Source organism: Acinetobacter pengchengensis, assembly GCF_982235305.1.
In genome coordinates this window covers 853,702-876,493 of sequence record NZ_CEVATJ010000001.1, presented here as the reverse complement: position 1 = coordinate 876,493, position 22,792 = coordinate 853,702, and the positions used below count along the sequence as shown (strand labels likewise).

Here is a 22,792-nt window from a genome sequence, read left to right as displayed (position 1 = left end):
TTTCAAAAAAATAACTAGCAACAATTACTTATATTTACCCTTTTTATATAAATATCACTAGACCTTGTATCTTGGAGGTTGTAGTGATTAGCTTCCACTATATGCAAATTGTAGAGTTTGTAATAGACCTAAGACTTTTAGTCTGTGCAAGAGATAAAACCTACAATTTACCCTAACCACTTGCACAACTCTGGACGGTAACTAAGCACTTTGATGCTGCATTCACAAGAAAAGACGGTGGTTATGCTAAAACAATAATTGAATAATTAAAGCAGGTAAAGATTATGTTTTATCTTGGTATTGATGTTGCTAAAGCTAAAATTGATTGCTGTTTAATTTTAGAAAATTCTGCAAATAAAAAGAAAACCAAAACTTTTTCAAATACACCAAAAGGTTTTGAGCAACTTCAAATCTGGCTAAACCAGCATGCTGCAACTTCTACGCAGACCATTATCTTAATGGAAGCAACATCTATTTATCATGAACTCTTGGCTAAATATTTATTTGATGAAGGCTATCAAGTCTCTGTAACCAATCCTGCCAGAGCTCGATATTTTGCTCAGAGTATGTCTAAGCTGAATAAAACAGACAAGGTAGATAGTGAGGTTCTAGCTCGATTTGCGATGACTGCCAATCTACATTTTTGGCAACCTTTACCCAAACATATTCAATTGCTGAATGCTTTACTGGATAGAAGAGCTGTTCTTTGTGAAGATTTACAACGTGAAAAGAATCGTTTGGAAAAAGCAGAGTCTACCTTCACGATGGAACCTGTACTTCAGTCTCTCCACAAGAGTATTGAACAGTTAAACCAACATATTCAGGGTATCGACCAACAAATTGATGATCACATTGATCAGAATCCTGATTTAAAAAATGATAAAGAACTGCTCAGCAGTATTCCAGCCATTGCAGATCGAACTAGTTTATTAATGCTCAGTTTCTTGCGCAGTCATACTTTTGAAAGAGCTAGTCAAGCGGCCGCCTTTGTTGGCTTGGTGCCCACTCAAAAGCAGTCAGGTAGCTCCATTCATGGCAGAAGCCATTTATCCAAAGCGGGCTCTTCCAAAATACGTGCCGGTTTATATATGGCAGCCATTGTCGCAACTCGGCATAATCCTCATATTAAAGGGATGAATGAAAGATTATTAGCTAATGGTAAAACCAAAATGATGGCGATTGGAGCTGCAATGAGAAAGTTGGTTCATCTTTGTTATGGTGTACTCAAACACCAACAGCCTTATCAAGCAGATTATTGAGCATGAATTTTCGATAATTTGCTTGACGTTTCAGACGGTATCTCTTGCGAAAGTATCGTTTACTTTATTTTTGAACTGGCTAAAACCTTATTCAATGTAGCTTTAGGCTGTTTAAATTTTGACTAACGCAAGAAGTCTACTACATCTAAGGATATTCAGTTACAGCAATATCACGCACAATCTATTTAACAAAAATATTTATAAAACAGCACAGGAGTAATTGTTATGATACACAGAGATCTAATTTTACCTGTGCCCGTTCTACTGATTGATGATCAGCTAGAAGCATCACAAAATTTAAGCTACATTTTACAAAATTTTGGCTACCCGAAAGAGGTTCTGCTATGCAGCTCATCTCTCGCGAATGCAGTATCGATGGTGCAGCAACATCTACCTAATTTGGTATTTATCAATTTACAGTCTTGGTTCAAAGCACAGATTGATTTTATTCAAAATCTTAAACTTTTCCGTAGAGACACCTTAATTGTGGCGGTGTTGCCATCAAGTATGCCAAAACAATTGCTACAAGCCATTCATTTAGGCATTTCAGCCTATGTCTTTAGCGACCAAACTGCTACAGGCATGCAAAACCAGATTCGTACTATTTTACGTGGTGGCTCACCGCTAGATGGCAACTTAGCCAATGAAATCTTAGCCTGCGAACAATCCATTGTCGCTCAGGGTCATTCTTTGGCACTGTCTAAAACTGAACATGAAATATTGTCGCTTTCAGGGCAAGGTTTGCCCTCACAACAAGTAGCAGCCAACCTAAATGCATCCGAACAACTGGTGCATGGTTATGTAAAAAGTATTTATCGTAAAATTATGAATGCAGATGATGCGATGCGCTGTTTTTCTTAAATTGATCAATATAAAAGATAAATCAAAGATATAAGTATTTAATAAATATTAGAGACGAAAAAAGAGCGATGTATGGCATCGCTCTTTTTCCTGCTATAAATGTTTTAAACTAAACAATACTATCAGTAAGGATTCGCTGCGCATTGTGTGGTTCTTCACCATCAGCCGCTTTTACACGCACCCAAGTTCCATCACCCTGCAACAGCCATGCCTGTTGATTGTCTTGCATATAGGTCAATAAGCCCTGCTCATAAATACGTTTTTTCAAGGCCGGATCTTCAATTGGGAAACACGCTTCAACGCGGTTAAACAAATTACGATCCATCCAGTCTGCACTTGAACAATAAATACGTGGATTACCATTATTAGAGAAATAATAGACACGGGTATGCTCAAGGAAACGCCCGACTATCGAACGCACACGAATATTTTCCGATAAACCTGGCAAGCCCGGACGCAAACAGCAAATTGAACGGATAATAAGATCAATTTGCACACCTGCCTGAGAAGCCTCATACAATTTATTGATCAATTGCATTTCAGTCAGTGCATTCACTTTCACAATAATTTGCGCTGGCTTGCCTGCTTTGGCATTGGCAATTTCTTCATCAATATAATTGACCAACTGCGCGTGCAGGGTAAATGGCGCATGCAATAACTTTTTCAGTTTTGCCATTTTCCCCATGCCTGTCAACTCTTGGAAAATACGATGCACATCTTCACACAGCTCTTTATCTGTGGTCAGTAAACCATAATCGGTGTAAATACGCGCATTGCCAGCGTGATAGTTACCTGTGCCTAAATGCACATAACGCACTAATTTATTATTTTCACGGCGCACCACCAAAATCATTTTGGCGTGGGTTTTGTAACCCACAATACCGTACACAACTACAGCACCCGCTTCTTGCAACACGTTAGCCACAGCAATGTTGGATTCTTCATCAAAACGTGCGCGCAGTTCAATCACCGCAGTTACTTCTTTACCGTTTCGTGCAGCTTCTGCAAGCACTTGCACAATTTCAGAATCTGCGCCACTGCGATACAAAGTTTGTTTAATCGCCAAGACTTGTGGATCGCGTGCAGCTTCACGCAGCAAATTAATCACAGGTGCAAAAGATTCAAACGGATGATGCAGTAAAATGTCTTGTTTTTGCATTGCTGAAAAAATATTTTCAGACTTTTTTAAAACCTTTGGAATGGCTGGTGTATGTGAATCATAACGTAAATGCGGACGTTTAAAATTAGACAATAAACGTGCCAAGTTCACCGGGCCATCTACTTTATAAAGTTGTTCTTCTTCAAGATCAAACTCATCTAACAAATAATGATAAATGGCTTTTGGGCAGTTCTGCGTGACTTCCAAACGAACCGCACGACCAAAACGGCGTGAGTTTAATTCGCCTTTTAGGGCTTTAGCCAAATCTTCTACATCTTCATTTAACGCCAAATCTGCATTACGGGTCACACGGAATTGATAACAACCTGTTGCGGTCATCCCTGGGAACAAGTCTGACACATGCTCGTGAATAATTGCGGAAAGCATGACGTGGTGTTCTTTACCGCCTGTAAGTTCATCGGGCAAACGGACTACGCGTGGTAAAGAACGTGGTGCTGGAACAACCGCCAAATCAATTTGACGACCAAAAGCATCTTTACCTTCCAAAGTCACAATAAAGTTCAGACTTTTATTGACCAAGCGTGGGAATGGATGTGCAGGGTCTAGGCTAATTGGAGTTAATACAGGGGTAACTTGTTCTTGGAAATATTTTTTCACCCATGCTGATTGTGCAGGAGTTAATTCACCGCGACGTAAGAAACAAATGTCTTCTTCACGTAATTTTGGCAAAATTTCCTGATTCAAAATACGGTACTGGCGTTCAATGGCAGCATGTGCTGTTTTAGAAATTTGATCTAACACCTGTTTAGGCGTTAAACCATCTGGACTTCGGCTTTCATTGCCCAAGTCCAATTGTTCCATCATGCCCGCAACACGAATTTCAAAAAACTCATCCAAATTACGTGAAAAAATCAGCAGGAAGTTCATGCGTTCCAACAAAGGATGCAACGGATCTACAGCTTGCTCAAGCACGCGCAAATGGAAATCTAAAATAGACAGTTCGCGGTTAATGTAGCGATCATTATATGTATATTCTGGTTGCGCAGGAGTCGCGCCTATTGCCGTATTCATACCCACCTATGCTTTTTAAAATGTTTGGCACTGCTACAAGTATGCTTCAATTTTGTGACATTTTCATAAAAAAAGCCTAAAAAATTAGGCTTTGCGGATGTTTTGACATTTATAGTTTGTTTTCCCTCAATTTAAGGAATTTCCGCATAACGCATATAACGCTGCACCATCTGTTTACGGGCTTTTAATGCCCCCGCATTACGGTGTTCTTGAAAATATTTGGGATTAGTTAATATCGCAGCCAAAAAAATAGCTTGGTCACGGCTTAAACTTTTTGCACTTTTACCAAAATAATGCTGTGCCGCAGCTTCGGCACCATAAATATTATCGCCAAATTCTACCGAGTTAAGATAGACCTCTAAAATACGCTGCTTTGACCACATGCGTTCCATCATCCATGTTGCCACAACTTCTTGCCCTTTACGCAAAAAAGAGCGCTTATTGTATAAAAACAAATTCTTGACAAGCTGCTGAGAAATTGTGGAACCACCTGCAACAACTTTGCCTTCATCTTTGTTACGTTCTAAAGCGGTTTGGATGCCCTCCCAGTCAAAGCCATGATGCTGCATAAATTTGCCATCTTCAGCAGTCACTACAGCGCGTTTTAAGTTGTCACTGAGTTGGTCATAGTCACGCCATTGATGTTGAATAGGCTTGCTCGGTTCAGCCCAATAATCCAAACGCATCATCATAGTCGATTGCACAGGCTGCGTACGCCACCACACCAAGCTGCTAAAAATCCACAATTGAACCAAAAGCACCACACTGACAAGAATTAACAAAGTTCGTATAAAAAAAGCTTTCATCTTGGTGCATGGCTCCTGAAGCGTTATTTTTTCGTGTTAAGCTTAGATTGATCACTACGACACAATATTCAAATATATGTCCCAACATCCCCCAAACCTGCGCAACCATCAAGTTGAAATTCACCTGTGGTGGATTACCGCAGCCCTGATTGCAATAAATGTGGCTTTGTTTGCATGGCAAGTGCTCAACGGCATGAACATTAGCAATCCTAGCCCGCAAGATGCAATACACTGGGGTGCTGATTATGCACCTTTAACCTTTTTGGCGGAACCCATTCGCCTGTTCAGCAGCATGTTTTTTCATTTCGGTTTAGTACATTTAATGTTAAATATGTGGGCATTGTATATTTTTGGTAGCGTCAGTGAACAGTTGTTTGGGCGTGCTTATTTTATAGTGTTATATGTTTGTGCAGGTTTAATGGGCAGCCTACTCAGTGGCTATGTCAGCATACAGGACAGCTATACCCTACTCGAGCAAGGTGTGGTCAATCCGAAGCTGTTGCCTAGCGTGGGTGCAGGTGCATCGGGTGCAGTGATGGGACTTGGGGCTGCACTGACGGTATTGGCGTTATTGCCCCAATTGCCGCGCCAAAAATTTCTGTTGGATGGCAAAACCTTAGTGATAGTGATGGCACTGAATTTAGGCATGGGCTTTATGATCAGTGGCATTAATAACGCTGCACATATTGGTGGCATGCTCATGGGCGCAGCCATGACACTCATTTGGTACATTGGACAACGCAGTAAACACAGCAACTTAGTGAACGGTTTTGCGATGCTCCTTGCACCACTGGGTTGTGCTGTCTTTTATTGGTATTGCCAACAATTGATTGACCCGCTTCAACCACTTTGGCAAGAGTTGCTTAGCATGATGCAGCGCAGCTTAGGTTCAACATAAGCAACATTGCAATCTGAAATGGCAAATAAGAGATGAATCAGGACTGATTCATCTCCCTCAAACTTTGCAGTGGTGGAATATCGCACAAATAACTTAAACGATAACGACCAATCAAGGCACACAATACGGTCATAAATACAGGCAAAATCAGCCAGATTTCCCAATGCGGTTGCAGCATTAAATCCATGCGGTAACTGGCAACAGCACTAATCACTTCGGCAAATAAACACGCCACAATTCCTGCAATAAACCCCATAAAACCAATTTCTAGACTCAACATACGTTTGAGTTTTTGTTTAGAACTGCCAAAAGAACGCAGCAATGCCACTTCGCGTTTGCGCTCATCCATCAACAAGTTTAAACACGCGACCAAAACCAGCAACCCAGACACACTCACCAAAATGGCTAAAATGGTAATGATCTGCACTAACACATTCACAATACGTTTAATTTCCCCCAAAATTAGGCTGACATCAATAAATACTGTATTGGCAAATTGCTGAATCAATTGAATCAATTTCGGTTTATCTGCCTCAGGCACATAGAAACTACCCAAATAACTGCCTGCATTTTCATCCATGGTGTGCGGTGAAAAAATAAAGAAAAAATTCGGACTAAAACTTTCCCATTCCACTGTACGCAGATTAATCACTTCGGCTTCAAGTATGCCTTCTGGCAGACTAAAACTGAGTCGATCTCCAATTTTAATGTCCAACTCGGCAGCCGTATCTGCTTCTACTGAGACTTGCCCCACTGCACTAAAATTGGCTTGCCCATTCACAATGATATTATCGGCAGGATAACGATCCGACTGAGTCAGGTTGAGTTCGCGTCTTAATGTGTTGCTCTGCTGAATCAGGGCGTCGGCAAAAGGTTGGTCATTTTTAGCGACCAAACGCCCACGTATATTTGGATAAAGTGGCGTACTATGCCACTGCTGCTGCGCGAGTTGTTGTTGAAATTCAGGCATATCAAACGGTGGTAAGCCGTAAACGAACTGATTGGGTGTTCCTTCGGGCAATTGTTGTTGCCAACGATCTAACAAGTCCGTACGCAACACTGCAAGTACAGTAATCAAACTTAATCCTAAAGCCAATGCGGTAATTTGAAAGGCCGTGACAGCAGGCGCACGAATATACGCTGCGAGCCTGCCTTTAAAATGGCGTAATAATTTTAATAAACTCCACACCACCCCATACAGCAACACACACAGCGCAATAATCGCGGTAATCACCCATGTACTGAGCACTAAACTTTCGGTCAAGACCACACAAAACACAATCAGACTTAGCGTCCCTGTAAGCAACATCCACCACCAAGCGCGCATATTTTTGTCTTGTTGGCGAATCACTCGGATCGGTGCGGTATTCAGCAGTTGCAATAAATTAGGCAGTACAAAACCCAACAACACCACAGCACTGGTCAGCATGGCGATTGGTAATGGTCCAAGCAGCATTGCTATGGCTGAAAATTGAATGTCCAAGTGCGGAATCAGTTGCAGCATGATTTGCAACAATGCATAGCCCAAGGTCACACCCAAAATACTGCCAATGCCCATAGCGACGAACAAAACCAAGGTCAGCAACGCCAAATAAGCTGCCAAAATTTGGCGTTTACTCGCACCAATACAACGTAATAAGGCGATATGATCCTGATTTTGTTGCACATAGCGCTGACTGGTCAAACCAATCGCAATTCCGCACAGTAAAATGGTCAGGATGTTAGCCAACTGTAAAAAGGTATCTAAATTGGCAATTGGGCGCATTAAGCGCGTATTGCCTTCACTGGCATTACGTAGTCTTAAACTGCTTTGTTGTTCAAAGTTTTGTTCAGAGCTAGCCGTAGCCGTCTGCTGCGCCTGTGCAGGCTGTGGTGTATGTGTTTTAAAGTATTGCTCAAAATTTTGCGTATCTTTGGCGTTGCCTGCCAACAACAAACGATAATCTATACGGCTACCCACTTGAATGGCTTTGGTACGTGCTACATCGGCCTGTGAAATAATCACTGTCGGCGAAAAACCTGAAAAACCGAGTTCTTGATTGGAATCATGTTCAATTTTGGCAGTCACGGTAAATGCCGCATCGGCAATATTCACCGTTTCACCAAGTTTAACGTGAAGCAAATCCATGGCACGTTGGCTGAGCCAAATTTCACCAGATTGAATCTTGTCCGCTGCAGGACTCACGCGTAACTCACCACGTAATGGGAAATTGTGTTCAATCGCTTTGACATTCACCATTACAAATTGGTCTTGTGTATGTGCCATCGAACTAAATACAGTCACATGCGATTGTTGTAATTGATGTGCAGTCGCCTGATCCTGCCAGTCTTGTGCAATGGGTTCATTGTCACTCAGGACTAAATCGGCCGCCAGCATTTCCGCCGCTTGCAACGCCACCGCATTTTGAATTTGTTCATTGCTAAACTTTAAGGCCGTGGTCGCACTAATCGCTAAAGTCAGTGCAATAATCAGTAAATAGATACCACTGCTTTTAAAGCTCTGCTTTAGTAGTGGATGAAATAATGCGTTCATTTCATCCTCCTGTTATGGCAGCGGTTGGCTTTGCTGCAACTTGCTCAACCAATTGCCCATTAATTAAGGCGTAGTGGCGCTGACATTGTCCCGCTAATTTCGGATCATGCGTGACCAATACCAAAGTTGTGCCCAACTCGCGGTTCAGCTCAAATAACAGTTGCTCAATTTCAGTTGCAGTTTCACCATCCAAATTTCCTGTCGGCTCATCGGCAAAAATAATTTTAGGTTCACGAATTAAAGCACGTGCAATGGCGACACGTTGTTGTTCGCCTCCCGAAAGCACTTTCGGCGTTTGCTGTGCCTGACGCTCTAAACCGACACGTTTCAGCAAATTCAGCGCTTTTTGTTCTGCCTCTGCATATTTAAATTTTTCCTGCAAACGTAGTGGCAACATCACATTTTCCAGTGCCGTCAAATGCGGCAATAACTGAAATGACTGAAACACAAAACCAATATGCTTTAAACGAACTTCTGCACGTTGTTCTTCATTTAATTCTGCAATCGACTCGCCACAAACCAGTAATTTTCCACTACTGGCCTGATCTAATGTTGCCAAAATACCCAATAAGGTCGATTTTCCTGAACCCGAACGACCTGTAATAGCAACTTGTTCGCCTGCCTGAATATTGAGGTTTAAATTCTCAAAAATGGTCAATTGTTTTTGTGCAAGTTGTATCTTTTGTGTCAAATTTTGGGCAGAAATAATCGTTTGTGGCATGATATTAGATTCTTTAGTGTTTTGAGTCATACGTTTCCCATTATGCAAAATCGCAATCTAACTAATCGTGTCTTCCCGCGTGTGTTGCTGCTTGGACTATGGTTCAGCCCATTCGTTGTATCTGCAAAAACCATTATGATTGTAGGCGACAGCTTGAGTGCCGGTTACGGCATACAACCACAACAAGGTTGGGTTCATTTATTGCAAAAACGTTTAGATCAACAGTATCCGAAACAGCATAAAGTGGTCAATGCAAGTGTCAGTGGCGAAACCACCAGCGGCGCTTTGGCGCGTCTGCCTAAATTACTGCAGACCCATCGCCCAGACGTTGTAGTCATTGAGTTAGGCGGGAATGATGGCTTGCGTGGACAACCACCACAAATGATTCAAAAAAATTTAGCGAACCTGATTCAGCATAGCCAGAAAGCCAAAGCGAAAGTGGTGATTTTTGGGATGAAAATGCCACCCAATTACGGCTCGGCGTATAGCAAAGCATTTGAAAATAACTATAAAGTGGTGAGTCAGCAATATAAAGTCAAATTGCTGCCGTTTTTTATGGAAGGTATTGCAGGCAATAAGCAATTGATGCAAAAAGATTTAATTCACCCAAATGCCAAAGCTCAGCCTATTTTGCTCAATAATGCCTATCCATATATCAAAGGCGCTTTATAAAGCGCCTTTGAGGAAAATCTAATTGCTGTGCGGTTCGGATTAAAAATCAAAAAAAAACACTTCACCTGTTTCAAGTGAATATTCTGCACCGACCACTTTCAACTGACCTTGTTCAATCAGGTTTTCTAAAACCGCTGAACCATGACGCAATTGATTTACCGATGCAAACACATTGGAACGCACTGCATGCTTAGACAATTTCGCCAAATCATTTTTTAGTTCAGTCTGCATTAAAGTTTCAACAGAAGGTCGAACACGGTTCACAATCGACATTAAATTTGCCGATGGCGGGCAGTCTGGGCACATTAGAGTATCAATTGTCGCTTGAATTGCGCCACAATGACTATGACCTAAGACAACAACAACAGCACAATCATAACGCTCTGCCGCAAACTCAACACTACCCACCTGTGATGGCGCAACCACGTTGCCCGCAACACGAATTACAAAAAGATCACCCAATCCTTGGTCAAATACCATTTCTGCAGGGACACGTGAATCTGAACATCCTAAAATAATGGCAAATGGATTTTGATCTTCTGCCATTTCTGCACGCTGTTGGTGCGACAATTGCTTCGGATGTTTGGTATCACCAGAAACAAAACGTTGGTTTCCTTGTTTAAGACGTTCTAAAGTTTCTTGAGCTGTTAGCATTCTTGATTCACCACCGATCTTTGAAGTTGCAATATTCTAAAGCCAGTCTTTATGAATGTCACTTGCAAAAAAATATGTAGCCGCGCTTTTTTCTATTCATTTTTGTTATAAATATTTCACTTTTTATAGAGATATGTCACATTTTCTTCCAATTTCAAAGCTTTGATCAAAAAAGCAAGGGATGACTTTCATTTTTAAACGCCTACAATAGACAGAATACACTTGTGCAATTAGACCTAAGAGCTAATGCCGATCATTATTCGAGCCTGTTTTGGGTTTGTCAGGGAAAGACGTTTTCATGTTGAAATTTATTCGATCACGTTATCTACATACGACTATATTAGCTTTGGGACTAAGTACTTCTTGCCTTGTGCAAAGTGCTGCGCCTAATCAATATACCTTCACAAAAAACAATAACACCAATAGCAGCAACGCGACTGAACTTAAACTATTACAAAATCACTTTCAGCAACAGCGCAAACTGGCAGGACTCAGTTCTAAAAGCATTCGTGTTGGAGATGTTGTCTGGAGCTATAACGAAGGTGGCTCGCACAGCAAACCCACAATTTTATTGATTCATGGTTTGGCAGGCACACGTGATAATTGGAACCGTGTCGCGCAATTTTTAACACCGCATTATCATGTGATTATTCCAGATTTACCCAATAGCGGTGACACCAAAACCCCAAGCAATTTTGATAATTCAGTACCCAATGTAACCTCACAACTGCGTCAGTTTATTGAAGCAATTGGCTGTGAAGAAAACTTACACGTGGCAGGACATTCTTTAGGCGGCTCAATTGCAACAGTATATGCCTCGCAATACCCTTTTGATACGCAAAGTTTATTTTTACTCAATAGTGCAGGAATTTATAAACTCGCCAATACGCCTTATACCAAAAATCCTTTATCTTTAAATGACTTAATTGTGAGCAAACATGGTGATTTAGCCAACATTGCTAAACAAATCATGCAAAACCCGCCTGCTATCACCTCACAAATTCAACATGCGCAAGAAGAAGTCCTAATTTCACGCTCGGAACAAACCCGTAAAGCAATTGAGCAAATTGTCAAACTCAACCGCATTTATACGCCTGACTCATTTGCGCGTTTAGCAGGGTCAATTGAAGCACCAACCCTAATTTTGTGGGGTAAACAAGATCGCATTATTAATGTTGAAGTGGCGAAGGAATTACAATCTTTACTCAAACGCGCCGAAACACCCGTGATTCTCAATAATGTTGGACACATGCCTTTATTAGAAGCCGAAAAACAAGTCGCACAATATTATTTGCCGTTTCTGTCTAAAACACAGAACCTAAAAAACCCACTTGCTGATAAACTGATTCCTCTCAATTAATTATTATATAAAACCTGAATGCAGAAACATCCCATCATTGAGCAACTGATTGACGCTCAGCTTGATTTCTTAGATCAAGAATTTAACCAAAATGAAACGGTACAAACTGAGTTTATGCAGTTTTACCAATGGTTTCGCAAACAAAGCTTACAAGATCTATGGACATCGGAAGCCATTCATCAACTGATTCAACAACAAATTTTAAATACGCCTGCCAGTTCATTTTTAGTGCAACAAATTGCCGAGCATATTCGTTTTGCACTGGTACACCCTGTTAATGACAGTAGTCAAATTGCCGATGTGATACCTGTGCTGACCATCGACAAAATTGCACAATATGTTGCAAGTAAAAGTGGACATCGTCAGCGTTTAATTAAAAGTGTGGTGAATAATCCTGCCTTTGCCGCCATGATTACCCAACTCATTCAACATTCCATTCAAGATTATATGGATAATTCGGTCATTGCCAAAAGCGTGCCTGGTGTATCACGTTTTATGAAAATGGGTAAATCGGTTTTGGAAAGCGTTACCGATAGCAATTTAGACCATGCCATTCAGCATTATTTACAAAAAAATGTACAGAAGCTGACTCAAATGAGCGAGTCAGTGCTCAATCAACATTTTGATGATGAAAAACTGTATCACTTCCAAGCCAATTTATGGCACAAAATTAAAGACTTACCGCTTTCGGTTTTAAAAAACTATATTGAAGTGCAAGACCTATCCCTAACTGTCAATTTAGGACACGAAATTTGGGATCATTTACGCCAAAGTGACTATTTGAAACAGCAAGTGCTTGATGGTGTGTATGCTTGGTATGTACGCAATCAAGCTCGACCTTTTGACTTGTTATTGCACGACTTAAATATTGATGAAGCTCTAGTCCAGCAACAATTACAACAACTGTTAAATCCAGTCATTCAAAAAATGATTGCTGAAGGCTATTTAAAACAACGTGCACGCCATTATTTAGAGAAATTTTATTATTCTGAAGCAGCACAACAAATTTTAAATTTACACACGAATAATTAGAGTCTACTGGCGATTTCAGATAAAAAATAACCTCCTAAAATTTAGGAGGTTATTTTTAACTAGACTTACGAACTTATTTAAAATAAGCACCTTCGGATTGGCTGTGGTCAGTCTGATCCACCACACGCATCAATTCAGGTACGTGTTGTTTCAAGGTCGTTTCAACACCTTGCTTTAAAGTTACATCAATCGCTGAACAGCCCTGACAACCGCCACCAAATTTCAATACTGCAGTTAAGCCATGTTGTTCATCTTCCACCACTTCAACCAAAGCACAGTTACCGCCATGCCCTGCTAAACCTGGATTAATTTCAGACTGTAAAACATAAGTAATGCGTTCTTCTATTGAAGCGTCTGGACCTACGCGCGGCACTTTTGAGTTAGGCGCACGGAAGGTCAATTGACCACCAAAACGGTCTTTGTTGTAATCAATTACGGCATCCAATAAATATGGAATAGACGGCGTATCAATAAATGCAGGAAAGTCTGGATATTCCTGTTTGTAGTCTGTAGGTACAACTTCATCGGGCGCACTATAAGCCATGCAACATTCAGCACGCGGTGTACCAGGATTTTCTACAAAAACACGCACACCAATACCTGGTGTATTTTGCTTTGCCAATAAATCCTTCAAATACTCTTGAGCAGTTGGCGTAATCAATAAGTTTGGAATTTCATCTACAACTGCTGTGCTGCTGTTCTCAGTCGACATAACAATAATTTCCTCAAGCTGAAGTGGCTATTTTAACTGAAGATGCGGGGGAATAAAAAAAAATCAACCAAAATTGTCGGATTTATTCCTAAAGTTCGACTCAAACTCAGTTTTGATGCATTATTACAGCAGAGTTCAAGTAAAAGAATAGGCGTTTATGCTCGATTTACCTTTTAATCATACCGTGACCATCATCATTATTACGGTCATTGTGTCTATGTTGGCATTTTCCAAACAAGAGTTAATGAATCGCCTGATCTTTTGGCCGCCTGCGATGCAACGCGGACAATATGACCGCTTTATTACCCATGGATTTGTGCATGCCGATGGTGCGCATTTGCTGTTCAATATGATTACCCTGTTTTTCTTTGGCAGCATCATTGAAAGTTTTTATCGCCAATACGTCTATGATTTAGGCTTCGTTTTATTCTATTTAAGTGGTTTGATTGCCGCGATTATTCCAAGTTATCTAAAGCATAAAAATGACCATCGTTGGGCTAGCTTAGGCGCATCTGGCGCTGTATCTGCAGTGTTGTTTGCCTATATTTTGTTTGAGCCATGGAAGCTGATTTTTGTGTTCTTTATTCCTGTGCCTGCTATTATTTTTGCAGTGCTGTATGTGGCGTATAGCATTTGGTCGGGTAAACGCGGTAATTCCAATATTAATCATAGTGCGCATTTATCGGGTGCGGCGTATGGTGTGATTGTGACTATTTTAATTGAACCACGCATCTTGCCTCACTTCCTGAATAAATTGGCGCAACTGCCGTTTTAACTTTTCAAACTATAACGACTTAGTACATATACAACTAAGTCGTTACTACTTTTAAGTATTTTCAAATCCTTCAACAGACCGCTTTTATAAATCCGCTTAAACAATCATTTATTGCCTCTCATCCTCAGTATTTCTTTGGTAAATGCGCTTTTTCAATCTTCACTTTAAGAACTTGGAATGAGTTTTTTTTGCTTGATGAAAGTATCTGAATAATCCAATATATCAACTTTGTGACACACGATAAAACACACAACAAATAACATGCTGTTACTCAGCAAGCACTTATACTAAAAATATAAAGACTAAAACTATCAAGCAATCAGGAGTCAGCCATGAAAAAATTTGCACTTCTAAGCGCCTTTTTACTTAGTTTAGGATTAAGCGCCTGTGCCGTACATACCCCTGAAGGCAGTATGCTGATTGATCCTGACCGTACGATCTATCCGAAAGGCTATTAGCCACACCAACATCCGCATGGTGATGGTGATTTTTGTCCACCCGGTCAGGCGAAAAAAGGACGTTGTTAAGCTGTTGCTCTGAGTGAATATAACATTGTTGATACAGCATCAGACTCATTTATGATTCGAACCTAGACATTTAAACACTAACCTTTAAATCCCAACAACATCTCATTCACATTAAAAACCTTTACACTTCGTGAAGGTTTTTTATTCAAATTTCACTCAATTTTGGTAGTTTTTGCTAGCCCATATCGCAACTTGGCATAGATAATGTATACATCTGTATATTAATTTCAATTTAGTTTGCGAGTTTTTGCATGTCCACTTCTTTCGATGGCTTACAGTTCCCAATTCATCCAGAAAAACATAAACCCAGCACCTCAAGCACAGGCAAACAAATTATTGCCGAAGCCTTAGCCACTGTCGATCATCAAAGCTCAGTTGATGCTTTGGCAGAAAAAAACTGGCGAAAGCACTATCCAAAATACTTTAAAGCCCTTGTGATCAATGGAATTCATAAACAAGCTAACGCAATTCAAATTGCAGAAGATGGGTTAAGAAAAGCGCATCAAAGTTTTGAGTTTTATCGTCATGAGCAAAAATATGTGCTGAAAGATGTCATGCACTTGCCTACTGAAACGTTATATACCTTTAAATTACAAGGCAGCAGCCAATCAGCACCTGAATGGTATGTGCCGTATCACGGGCAAAAGTTACAAGGTCAAGCTTTACTAGATCAAATTGCAATTTGGCTGGCAGCAGGCATTATTGAACCAAGTCATGCCGAAGCGTTAAATGCAGCAGTAGCGCATCCCGAATGGTTTGATTTGTCTGAGCGTAATATGGTGCTATTTGGTGCAGCGTCAGAAGCTGGTCCACTCACATGGTTAGCCAAATGGAAAGCCAATATTATTGCAGTCGATTTACCAAATAGCCGTGTATGGAATAAAATACTAAGTACTGTGCAACAAGGCAATGCCACCTTATACGCACCAAGTACAACACAACTCGCGGCAGATACTCCATTTGACGTTTTAACAGAACAATTGGGTGCAAATCTGCTGACGCAAACCCCAGAAATTGCGCAATGGTTAGCTCAAAAAACTGAAACGCTAGATTTAGCAGCCATTGCTTATTTGGATGGTGAAAAACACGTGCGTGTTGCTATGGCAATGGATGCCATTATGCAATATGTCAGCGAACACAAAGCTGACAGCAGCCTAATGTTTATGTGCACTCCAACCGATGTTTATGCTGTTCCTGAAGAAGTGATCAGCGCATCTGCGGAGAAATTTCAGCAGCGCTCTCAAGGGCAAAAGCTGCTCACCAAAAGTATTGAAACCATTTCACGCAGTCATTTCTTCCAAAAGAATCTGCACAATTTGATTGCTTCAGACAATGGTCAACATTATGGTATTGCCGACTGTTTGGTGGTGGAACAAGGGCCAAACTATGCTTTGGCAAAACGTATCCAGCAATGGCGTGCAATTTTAGCCCGTCATCAAGGACAGCGTGTCAGCATCAATATTGCACCTTCAACCACCACACACTCCGTGACCAAAAATCCATTGCTCAAGGCTGCATTTAGCGGCGCAAGTTTGTTTGATGTTGAAGCGTTTAGCCCTGAAACCACCAATGCGATTATGGCTGCGTTATGGATTCATGACCTACGAAATCCTGACTCGGCAGCCAATCCCGAAGTGAAACTTGATCATCCGCTCGAATTGATGATGCAAGGTGCGAACCACGGTGGATTATGGCGCGTGGCGTATTTAGCACGAACTGCCTTGCCTTTTGCTGCACTCTATGGCTTTGCTGCAGAGAAATTGCCGCTCGACAAACTCATTGCTAAGTTTAAAAAGTAAGGGCGAAATCTCACTTTAAAACTTGTCTGCAAATGTTGCACTTATTCATCACTAGGTACAAAAAAAGCGCTGTATTATCACAGCGCTTTTTCAACCACTCAAAAAGTTTTGAATGGATTAAAACACTTTTAAGAACAACCAGAACAAGCTACCCGATAAACAAATTGTTGCAGGTAGTGTGAAAATCCATGCAGAAAGAATGGTGCGAACCATCTGGAAATTTAGACCAGATTTATTTGCCACCATCGTACCTGCCACCGCACTGTTCAGTACATGTGTAGTCGAAACTGGCATCCCCAAACCATCTGCAGCAGCAATAGTTGACATTGCCACAAGCTCGGCAGACATACCCTGACCATAAGTCATGTGCTGCTTACCAATACGCTCGCCAACGGTCACCACAATACGTTTCCAGCCGACCATTGTACCCAAGCCTAGTGCTAAGGCAACGGCTACTTTGACCCAAGTTGGAATGTATTGTAAAAACGAATCTAAATGACTGCGGTAGCTTTTAACCACTTTTTTCTGTTCTTCCGACATTTCAGGCAAGGCATTAGCTTTGTCCAAACGCTTGAACGAAGTCGTACTTAAATACATATCGTTACGCATTTCTGCCACTTCAGCTTCAGGCACATCTTTCAAGTTGCTGTATTGACCCACACGCTCACCCAAATGGTCAGTTAAACTTGCCAAAGCAGGCACTACTTCAGGAGTAATTTCTTTCGTCTGAATATAGCTAGTAATAATCTGACGTGCTTTTTCATCTGGCATATCGACATGTTGTGCATAAATCACATCAGCCGTTTGTGTAGAAAGCTGCTGGAACGATTGGATGTGATTTTGGTCTAACTCTTTATTTAATGAGTACGCCAACGGCACAATCCCGATCAAAATCAACATGATTAAACCCATGCCCTTTTGACCATCGTTTGAACCATGCGCAAAACTTACCCCAGTACAGGTAAAAATTAGAATGGCACGAATCAGAGGTGGTGGCGGCTTATTACCTTCAGGCGGTTGGAACAACTCTACTTGTTTCTTGAAGATTTTTTTCACCAAGAGGAACAAAATCGCGGCAAAAGCAAAACCAATCAGTGGCGAGAACAATAAAGCCTTACCTACTTTCATGACTTGTTCCATATCTACACCACTTGCGCCCGCACCTGAGTTAAGCAAGTAGTTCATAATGCCCACACCTAAAATCGAACCGATTAAAGTGTGCGAACTTGAAGCAGGAATACCGAAGAACCACGTTCCCAAGTTCCAGACAATTGCGGCAATCAACATGGCAAAAACCATGGCAAAACCTGCGCCTGAACCAACATTCATAATCAGTTCGACTGGAAGTAAGGCAATAATACCGTAGGCAACTGCGCCACTGGCGACCATCACCCCAAGAAAGTTACAGAATCCGGCCCACATTACTGCCACAGGTGCAGACAAGGCATTGGTATAAATGACCGTTGCCACAGCGTTGGCTGTGTCGTGGAAACCATTCACAAATTCAAAGCCTAAGGCAATGAATAAAGCAGTAGCTAATAAAATCACCGAGTACATGCTCAGTGCAGGTACGTGGGACAAGTCCGCAGATAATTGGAAACCAATATAAATAAGGGTAGAAACGATGATCGTTAAAAACACCGGCATAAAAAATTTCGGTGTAGGCACATGAACATTGGTCGATTTAGTAGTCGACTTGTGTGCTGAATCTACAAATCTACAGGAGTTGGATTAGAATTCATGCAAGCAGAAAAGAGGATTTAAAATCCCCTTATTGTTCAATTAAATTGTGACAATTATATGACAAAGAGCTGCTATATAAAGCAACTTACATACTTTATTTTCACACTTTAAGCTGTGTTTTATGTGCATAAAAATAAAATAAATATTTAAATTTAAACACTTAGAATAAAAAAACCTACTTTCGTGATGTCATTCTCTTAAATTTAGATTATTACACGGTTGTCATATTTGTCTAAAACTTCAGACTAATTTCAGAATGAGCCAATTTTGCCTCAGCAATATGACAAAGCGATGACGCATTAAAGTAAAATTAAAATTTGAATACACACCATCACGCCTTTTATTCAGGATTAAAAGGCGAATTCAAACATGAGGTGCGACAGTTTCAAAAGACTTATGATTATCAACAAGCTGAGCAAAATCCTAAAAATACCGCTTTATGCACTATTTTTACGACTTACACTAGCTCTAGTTCGCTTCAAGTGCACGAAAGCCTTGCGAACTCTGTTAAAATAGCGCTCATTTCGGATTCAGTCATAAAGGGTTTTTTATGTCCACGCTTACCACGCTGAAAGCGCTTCTTGTCCAAAGAATTTTAATTATCGATGGTGCCATGGGTACTATGATTCAACGCCATCAATTGGAAGAAGCCGATTATCGTGGTGAACGTTTTGCAGATTGGGCACATGACCTCAAAGGCAATAACGATTTATTGGTACTGACTCAACCGAAAATTATTCAAGACATTCACGAAGCCTATTTAGATGCGGGCGCAGACATTATCGAAACCAATAGCTTTAACGGCACGCGCGTTTCCATGTCTGACTATCACATGGAAGATTTGGTTCCCGAAATTAACCGTGAAGCAGCCCGTTTAGCTAAAGCTGCCTGTGAAAAATATTCAACGCCAGACAAACCTCGTTTTGTGGCAGGTGTACTTGGGCCTACATCACGTACTTGTTCAATTTCACCAAATGTAAACGACCCTGCATTTCGTAACATTACATTTGACGCACTCAAAGAAAACTATATTGAAGCTGCGCATGCCTTAATTGAAGGTGGTGCAGATATCCTGCTCATTGAAACTGTATTTGACACCTTAAACTGTAAAGCCGCGATTTTTGCGGTGAAAGAAGTGTTTAAACAGCTCGGGCGTGAATTGCCGTTAATGATTTCAGGTACCATTACCGATGCTTCAGGACGTACTTTAACGGGTCAAACTGCAGAAGCATTCTGGAACTCGGTACGTCATGGCGATTTACTTTCTATTGGTTTTAACTGTGCCTTGGGTGCAGATGCCATGCGTCCACACGTCAAAACCGTTTCAGATGTTGCAGATGTATTCGTTTCTGCACACCCGAACGCAGGCTTACCCAACGCATTTGGTGGCTATGATGAAACGCCTGAAGAAACTGCAGCTTTCCTCAAAGAGTTTGCTGAAAGTGGCTTGATCAATATTACAGGCGGTTGTTGTGGTACAACGCCTGACCACATTCGCGCGATTTACAATGCAGTAAAAGACATTCCACCACGTAAAATTCCAGAAATTAAACCTGCTTGTCGTTTAAGTGGTTTAGAACCATTTAACATTTATGATGATTCTTTATTTGTAAACGTAGGCGAGCGTACCAACGTCACAGGTTCTAAAAAATTCCTGCGTTTAATTCGTGAAGAAAACTTTGCCGAAGCCTTAGATGTTGCGCGTCAACAGGTCGAAAGCGGTGCGCAAATCATCGACATCAACATGGATGAAGGCATGCTTGATTCAGAAGGTGCAATGGTGCACTTTTTGAACTTGGTAGCCTCTGAGCCGGACATTTCTCGCGTACCCATCATGATTGACTCTTCTAAATGGGAAATCATTGAAGCAGGCTTGAAATGCGTACAAGGTAAAGCCATCGTCAACTCTATTTCCCTAAAAGAAGGCTATGACGAGTTTGTCGAAAAAGCGCGTCTATGCCGTCAGTATGGCGCTGCGGTGATTGTGATGGCCTTTGATGAAAATGGTCAGGCCGATACTGCCGCACGTAAAAAAGAAATCTGTAAACGTTCTTATGATGTGCTGGTCAACGATGTTGGTTTCCCTGCCGAAGACATTATTTTTGATCCGAACGTGTTTGCGGTTGCAACCGGTATTGAAGAACACAACAACTATGCGGTGGATTTCATTGAAGCGACTGGCTGGATTAAACAGAATCTGCCACATGCCATGATTTCTGGCGGTATTTCTAACGTGTCGTTCTCCTTTCGTGGTAATGAGCCAGTGCGTGAAGCGATTCATGCCGTGTTCCTGTACTATGCCATTAAACAAGGCCTGACCATGGGTATTGTCAACGCAGGTCAGCTAGCCATTTACGATGATATTGACCCAGAACTGAAAGATGCAGTTGAAAACGTGATTCTGAACCAGAATCAGGGTGCCAGCGGTCAAGATGCTACGGAAAAACTACTAGAAGTAGCAGAAAAATACCGTGGTCAGTCAGGTACACAAAAAGCCGAAGAAAACTTGGAATGGCGCAACGAATCTGTTGAAAAGCGTCTTGAATACGCTTTAGTGAAAGGTATCACCACCTTTATTAATGAAGACACCGAAGAAGCACGCCTAAAAGCCAAACGTCCATTAGATGTGATTGAAGGCCCGTTAATGGATGGCATGAACGTGGTCGGTGACTTGTTTGGTGCAGGTAAAATGTTCCTGCCACAAGTGGTGAAATCTGCGCGTGTAATGAAACAAGCCGTTGCGTGGCTCAACCCTTACATCGAAGCTGAAAAAACCGAAGGTCAGTCTAAAGGTAAAGTCTTGATGGCAACGGTGAAAGGCGATGTACACGACATTGGTAAAAACATTGTTGGCGTGGTCTTGGGCTGTAATGGTTATGATATTGTCGATTTGGGCGTGATGGTACCTGCAGAGAAAATCCTGCAAACGGCTATTGATGAAAAAGTCGATATTATTGGCTTGTCTGGCTTAATTACTCCGTCTTTAGACGAAATGGTTTTTGTTGCCAAAGAAATGCAGCGTAAAGGCTTTAACATTCCATTGTTGATTGGTGGCGCTACCACATCTAAAGCACACACTGCGGTTAAAATTGATCCACAGTTCTCAAATGATGCCGTCATTTACGTTGCCGATGCTTCGCGTGCTGTTGGTGTTGCGACAACCTTACTCTCCCCTGAAATGAAACCTGCTTTTGTTGCAGAGCATCGTGCAGAATACGCTAAAATTCGTGAACGTATTGCCAACAAGCAACCTAAAGCCGCCAAATTGTCGTATGCAGAAGCCATCGACAATGGTTTAAAAATTGATTGGGACAACTACACGCCTGCAGTACCAAAATTAATTGGTACACAAGTGCTGACCAATTACCCACTTGAAACCTTATTGCCATACTTTGACTGGACACCATTTTTTATTTCTTGGAGTTTAGCGGGCAAATTCCCAAAAATTCTGGAAGATGAAGTGGTGGGTGAAGCTGCAACTGACTTATACAACCAAGCGCAAGCCATGCTCAAAGATATTATTGCAAATAATCGCTTTGATGCACGTGCAGTATTTGGGATTTACCCTGCCAACCGTTCTGCGGCAGATTCAGTACAAGTATATGATGCAACACGTGATCAAGTAACGCACACCTTCCATCATATTCGTCAACAGTCAGACAAAGTAACAGGCAAACCAAACTTGTCTTTGGCAGACTTTATTGCAACTGCAGAGCAAGGGCAAGATTACTTGGGCGGCTTTACCGTGTCGATTTTTGGTGCGGAAGAAATGGCCAATGAGTTTAAAGCCAAGGGCGATGATTATTCTGCCATTTTGGTGCAATCTTTGGGTGATCGTTTTGCAGAAGCGTTTGCAGAGCATTTGCATGAGCGTATTCGTAAAGAATTCTGGGGCTATCAGCCGAATGAGCAACTAAGCAATGAAGAACTGATTAAAGAGAAATATGTGGGGATTCGTCCTGCACCAGGCTACCCTGCTTGCCCTGAACACTCTGAAAAAGCCACACTGTTCAACTGGTTAGGTTCAACTGAAAAGATTGGCACACAACTTACGAGCAGCTTTGCGATGTGGCCGCCTTCATCTGTGAGCGGCTTCTACTATGCTAACCCTGCTTCTGAGTACTTTAACGCAGGTAAAATCTCGTTAGATCAGCTTGAAGATTACGCACAGCGTAAAGGCTGGAGTTTAGATGAAGCGAAGCGTTGGTTAGCTCCAAACTTGGATGATTCGATTAATTAAGTGCTTTAT

15 protein-coding genes and 2 pseudogenes are annotated in these 22,792 nt (G+C 41.4%); 10 read left to right on the top strand and 7 right to left on the bottom strand.

Going from position 1 to position 22,792, the window contains the following annotated elements; genetic code table 11:
- Positions 1-284: 284 nt before the first annotated feature.
- Positions 285-1,259: an IS110 family transposase gene (locus tag AC0T5Z_RS04260; protein WP_153566563.1), complete on the top strand. Its 975-nt coding sequence runs from the start codon at positions 285-287 to the stop codon at positions 1,257-1,259.
- Positions 1,260-1,484: 225 nt separating this feature from the next.
- Positions 1,485-2,120, top strand: coding sequence for a LuxR C-terminal-related transcriptional regulator (locus AC0T5Z_RS04255; protein ID WP_291333491.1), 636 nt, complete (start codon positions 1,485-1,487; stop codon positions 2,118-2,120).
- Positions 2,121-2,229: 109 nt separating this feature from the next.
- On the opposite strand, the gene ppk1 is transcribed toward AC0T5Z_RS04255, so the two are convergent.
- Together ppk1 and mtgA are read right to left on the bottom strand one after the other, a co-directional pair.
- The gene (gene ppk1, locus AC0T5Z_RS04250) at positions 2,230-4,311 is read right to left on the bottom strand and encodes a polyphosphate kinase 1 (RefSeq protein WP_435337502.1); all 2,082 of its coding nucleotides are present in this window, start codon (positions 4,309-4,311) and stop codon (positions 2,230-2,232) included.
- A gap of 131 nt (positions 4,312-4,442) precedes the next feature.
- Positions 4,443-5,117 (bottom strand): monofunctional biosynthetic peptidoglycan transglycosylase, encoded by a 675-nt coding sequence (gene mtgA, locus AC0T5Z_RS04245; RefSeq protein WP_236162156.1) that lies wholly within the window; start codon positions 5,115-5,117, stop codon positions 4,443-4,445.
- 76 nt (positions 5,118-5,193) lie between these two features.
- Here mtgA and AC0T5Z_RS04240 point away from each other — a divergent pair, with 76 nt between their 5' ends.
- The gene (locus tag AC0T5Z_RS04240) at positions 5,194-6,015 is read left to right on the top strand and encodes a rhomboid family intramembrane serine protease (RefSeq protein ID WP_435337503.1); all 822 of its coding nucleotides are present in this window, start codon (positions 5,194-5,196) and stop codon (positions 6,013-6,015) included.
- Positions 6,016-6,052: 37 nt separating this feature from the next.
- Here the strand turns inward: AC0T5Z_RS04240 and AC0T5Z_RS04235 are convergent, their stop codons facing one another.
- Both AC0T5Z_RS04235 and AC0T5Z_RS04230 read right to left on the bottom strand, forming a co-directional pair.
- Positions 6,053-8,548, bottom strand: coding sequence for an ABC transporter permease (locus AC0T5Z_RS04235; RefSeq protein WP_435337504.1), 2,496 nt, complete (start codon positions 8,546-8,548; stop codon positions 6,053-6,055).
- Between the two features lies 1 nt (position 8,549).
- On the bottom strand, positions 8,550-9,299 hold the full coding sequence (locus AC0T5Z_RS04230) for an ABC transporter ATP-binding protein (RefSeq protein WP_435337505.1): 750 nt from the start codon (positions 9,297-9,299) through the stop codon (positions 8,550-8,552).
- 12 nt (positions 9,300-9,311) lie between these two features.
- Here AC0T5Z_RS04230 and AC0T5Z_RS04225 point away from each other — a divergent pair, with 12 nt between their 5' ends.
- Positions 9,312-9,941: an arylesterase gene (locus tag AC0T5Z_RS04225; protein WP_435337506.1), complete on the top strand. Its 630-nt coding sequence runs from the start codon at positions 9,312-9,314 to the stop codon at positions 9,939-9,941.
- Positions 9,942-9,980: 39 nt separating this feature from the next.
- Here AC0T5Z_RS04225 and AC0T5Z_RS04220 read toward each other — a convergent pair whose 3' ends face one another.
- Positions 9,981-10,595, bottom strand: coding sequence for a carbonic anhydrase (locus AC0T5Z_RS04220; RefSeq protein ID WP_291333469.1), 615 nt, complete (start codon positions 10,593-10,595; stop codon positions 9,981-9,983).
- A gap of 298 nt (positions 10,596-10,893) precedes the next feature.
- Here AC0T5Z_RS04220 and AC0T5Z_RS04215 point away from each other — a divergent pair, with 298 nt between their 5' ends.
- Together AC0T5Z_RS04215 and AC0T5Z_RS04210 are read left to right on the top strand one after the other, a co-directional pair.
- The gene (locus AC0T5Z_RS04215; protein WP_435337507.1) at positions 10,894-11,955 is read left to right on the top strand and encodes an alpha/beta fold hydrolase; all 1,062 of its coding nucleotides are present in this window, start codon (positions 10,894-10,896) and stop codon (positions 11,953-11,955) included.
- 18 nt (positions 11,956-11,973) lie between these two features.
- Positions 11,974-12,987, top strand: a complete 1,014-nt coding sequence (locus AC0T5Z_RS04210) for a hypothetical protein (RefSeq protein ID WP_435337508.1) — start codon at positions 11,974-11,976, stop codon at positions 12,985-12,987.
- A 73-nt stretch (positions 12,988-13,060) separates the two neighbouring features.
- Here AC0T5Z_RS04210 and nfuA read toward each other — a convergent pair whose 3' ends face one another.
- Complete coding sequence (nfuA, locus tag AC0T5Z_RS04205; RefSeq protein ID WP_291333463.1) at positions 13,061-13,699, bottom strand: Fe-S biogenesis protein NfuA; 639 nt, start codon at positions 13,697-13,699, stop codon at positions 13,061-13,063.
- Positions 13,700-13,856: 157 nt separating this feature from the next.
- On the opposite strand from nfuA, the gene AC0T5Z_RS04200 reads away from it, so the two are divergent.
- The 3 genes and pseudogenes from AC0T5Z_RS04200 (at position 13,857) to AC0T5Z_RS04190 (ending at position 16,800) form a co-directional block, all read left to right on the top strand.
- A complete protein-coding gene (locus tag AC0T5Z_RS04200; RefSeq protein ID WP_435337509.1) occupies positions 13,857-14,474 on the top strand; it encodes a rhomboid family intramembrane serine protease in 618 nt (205 codons plus the stop codon).
- Between the two features lie 332 nt (positions 14,475-14,806).
- Positions 14,807-15,001: pseudogene (locus AC0T5Z_RS04195) on the top strand (hypothetical protein).
- Positions 15,002-15,252: 251 nt separating this feature from the next.
- Positions 15,253-16,800, top strand: coding sequence for a hypothetical protein (locus AC0T5Z_RS04190; RefSeq protein ID WP_435337510.1), 1,548 nt, complete (start codon positions 15,253-15,255; stop codon positions 16,798-16,800).
- A gap of 117 nt (positions 16,801-16,917) precedes the next feature.
- On the opposite strand, the pseudogene AC0T5Z_RS04185 reads toward AC0T5Z_RS04190, so the two are convergent.
- Positions 16,918-18,567 (bottom strand): annotated as a pseudogene (locus tag AC0T5Z_RS04185) (inorganic phosphate transporter).
- A 526-nt stretch (positions 18,568-19,093) separates the two neighbouring features.
- Here AC0T5Z_RS04185 and metH point away from each other — a divergent pair.
- Positions 19,094-22,783, top strand: a complete 3,690-nt coding sequence (metH, locus tag AC0T5Z_RS04180) for a methionine synthase (RefSeq protein WP_435337511.1) — start codon at positions 19,094-19,096, stop codon at positions 22,781-22,783.
- The last annotated feature ends 9 nt before the right edge of the window (positions 22,784-22,792 follow it).

What these genes read in the sequence shown, in the direction of transcription:
- AC0T5Z_RS04235 (WP_435337504.1), bottom strand. Translation starts at nt 8,548, where the DNA reads ATGAACGCATTATTTCATCCACTACTAAAGCAGAGCTTTAAAAGCAGT.
- AC0T5Z_RS04215 (WP_435337507.1), top strand. Translation starts at nt 10,894, where the DNA reads ATGTTGAAATTTATTCGATCACGTTATCTACATACGACTATATTAGCT.
- AC0T5Z_RS04220 (WP_291333469.1), bottom strand. Translation starts at nt 10,595, where the DNA reads ATGCTAACAGCTCAAGAAACTTTAGAACGTCTTAAACAAGGAAACCAA.
- AC0T5Z_RS04230 (WP_435337505.1), bottom strand. Translation starts at nt 9,299, where the DNA reads ATGACTCAAAACACTAAAGAATCTAATATCATGCCACAAACGATTATT.
- AC0T5Z_RS04200 (WP_435337509.1), top strand. Translation starts at nt 13,857, where the DNA reads ATGCTCGATTTACCTTTTAATCATACCGTGACCATCATCATTATTACG.
- AC0T5Z_RS04260 (WP_153566563.1), top strand. Translation starts at nt 285, where the DNA reads ATGTTTTATCTTGGTATTGATGTTGCTAAAGCTAAAATTGATTGCTGT.
- AC0T5Z_RS04255 (WP_291333491.1), top strand. Translation starts at nt 1,485, where the DNA reads ATGATACACAGAGATCTAATTTTACCTGTGCCCGTTCTACTGATTGAT.
- mtgA (WP_236162156.1), bottom strand. Translation starts at nt 5,117, where the DNA reads ATGAAAGCTTTTTTTATACGAACTTTGTTAATTCTTGTCAGTGTGGTG.
- AC0T5Z_RS04190 (WP_435337510.1), top strand. Translation starts at nt 15,253, where the DNA reads ATGTCCACTTCTTTCGATGGCTTACAGTTCCCAATTCATCCAGAAAAA.
- AC0T5Z_RS04225 (WP_435337506.1), top strand. Translation starts at nt 9,312, where the DNA reads ATGCAAAATCGCAATCTAACTAATCGTGTCTTCCCGCGTGTGTTGCTG.
- metH (WP_435337511.1), top strand. Translation starts at nt 19,094, where the DNA reads ATGTCCACGCTTACCACGCTGAAAGCGCTTCTTGTCCAAAGAATTTTA.
- AC0T5Z_RS04210 (WP_435337508.1), top strand. Translation starts at nt 11,974, where the DNA reads ATGCAGAAACATCCCATCATTGAGCAACTGATTGACGCTCAGCTTGAT.
- AC0T5Z_RS04240 (WP_435337503.1), top strand. Translation starts at nt 5,194, where the DNA reads ATGTCCCAACATCCCCCAAACCTGCGCAACCATCAAGTTGAAATTCAC.
- nfuA (WP_291333463.1), bottom strand. Translation starts at nt 13,699, where the DNA reads ATGTCGACTGAGAACAGCAGCACAGCAGTTGTAGATGAAATTCCAAAC.
- ppk1 (WP_435337502.1), bottom strand. Translation starts at nt 4,311, where the DNA reads ATGAATACGGCAATAGGCGCGACTCCTGCGCAACCAGAATATACATAT.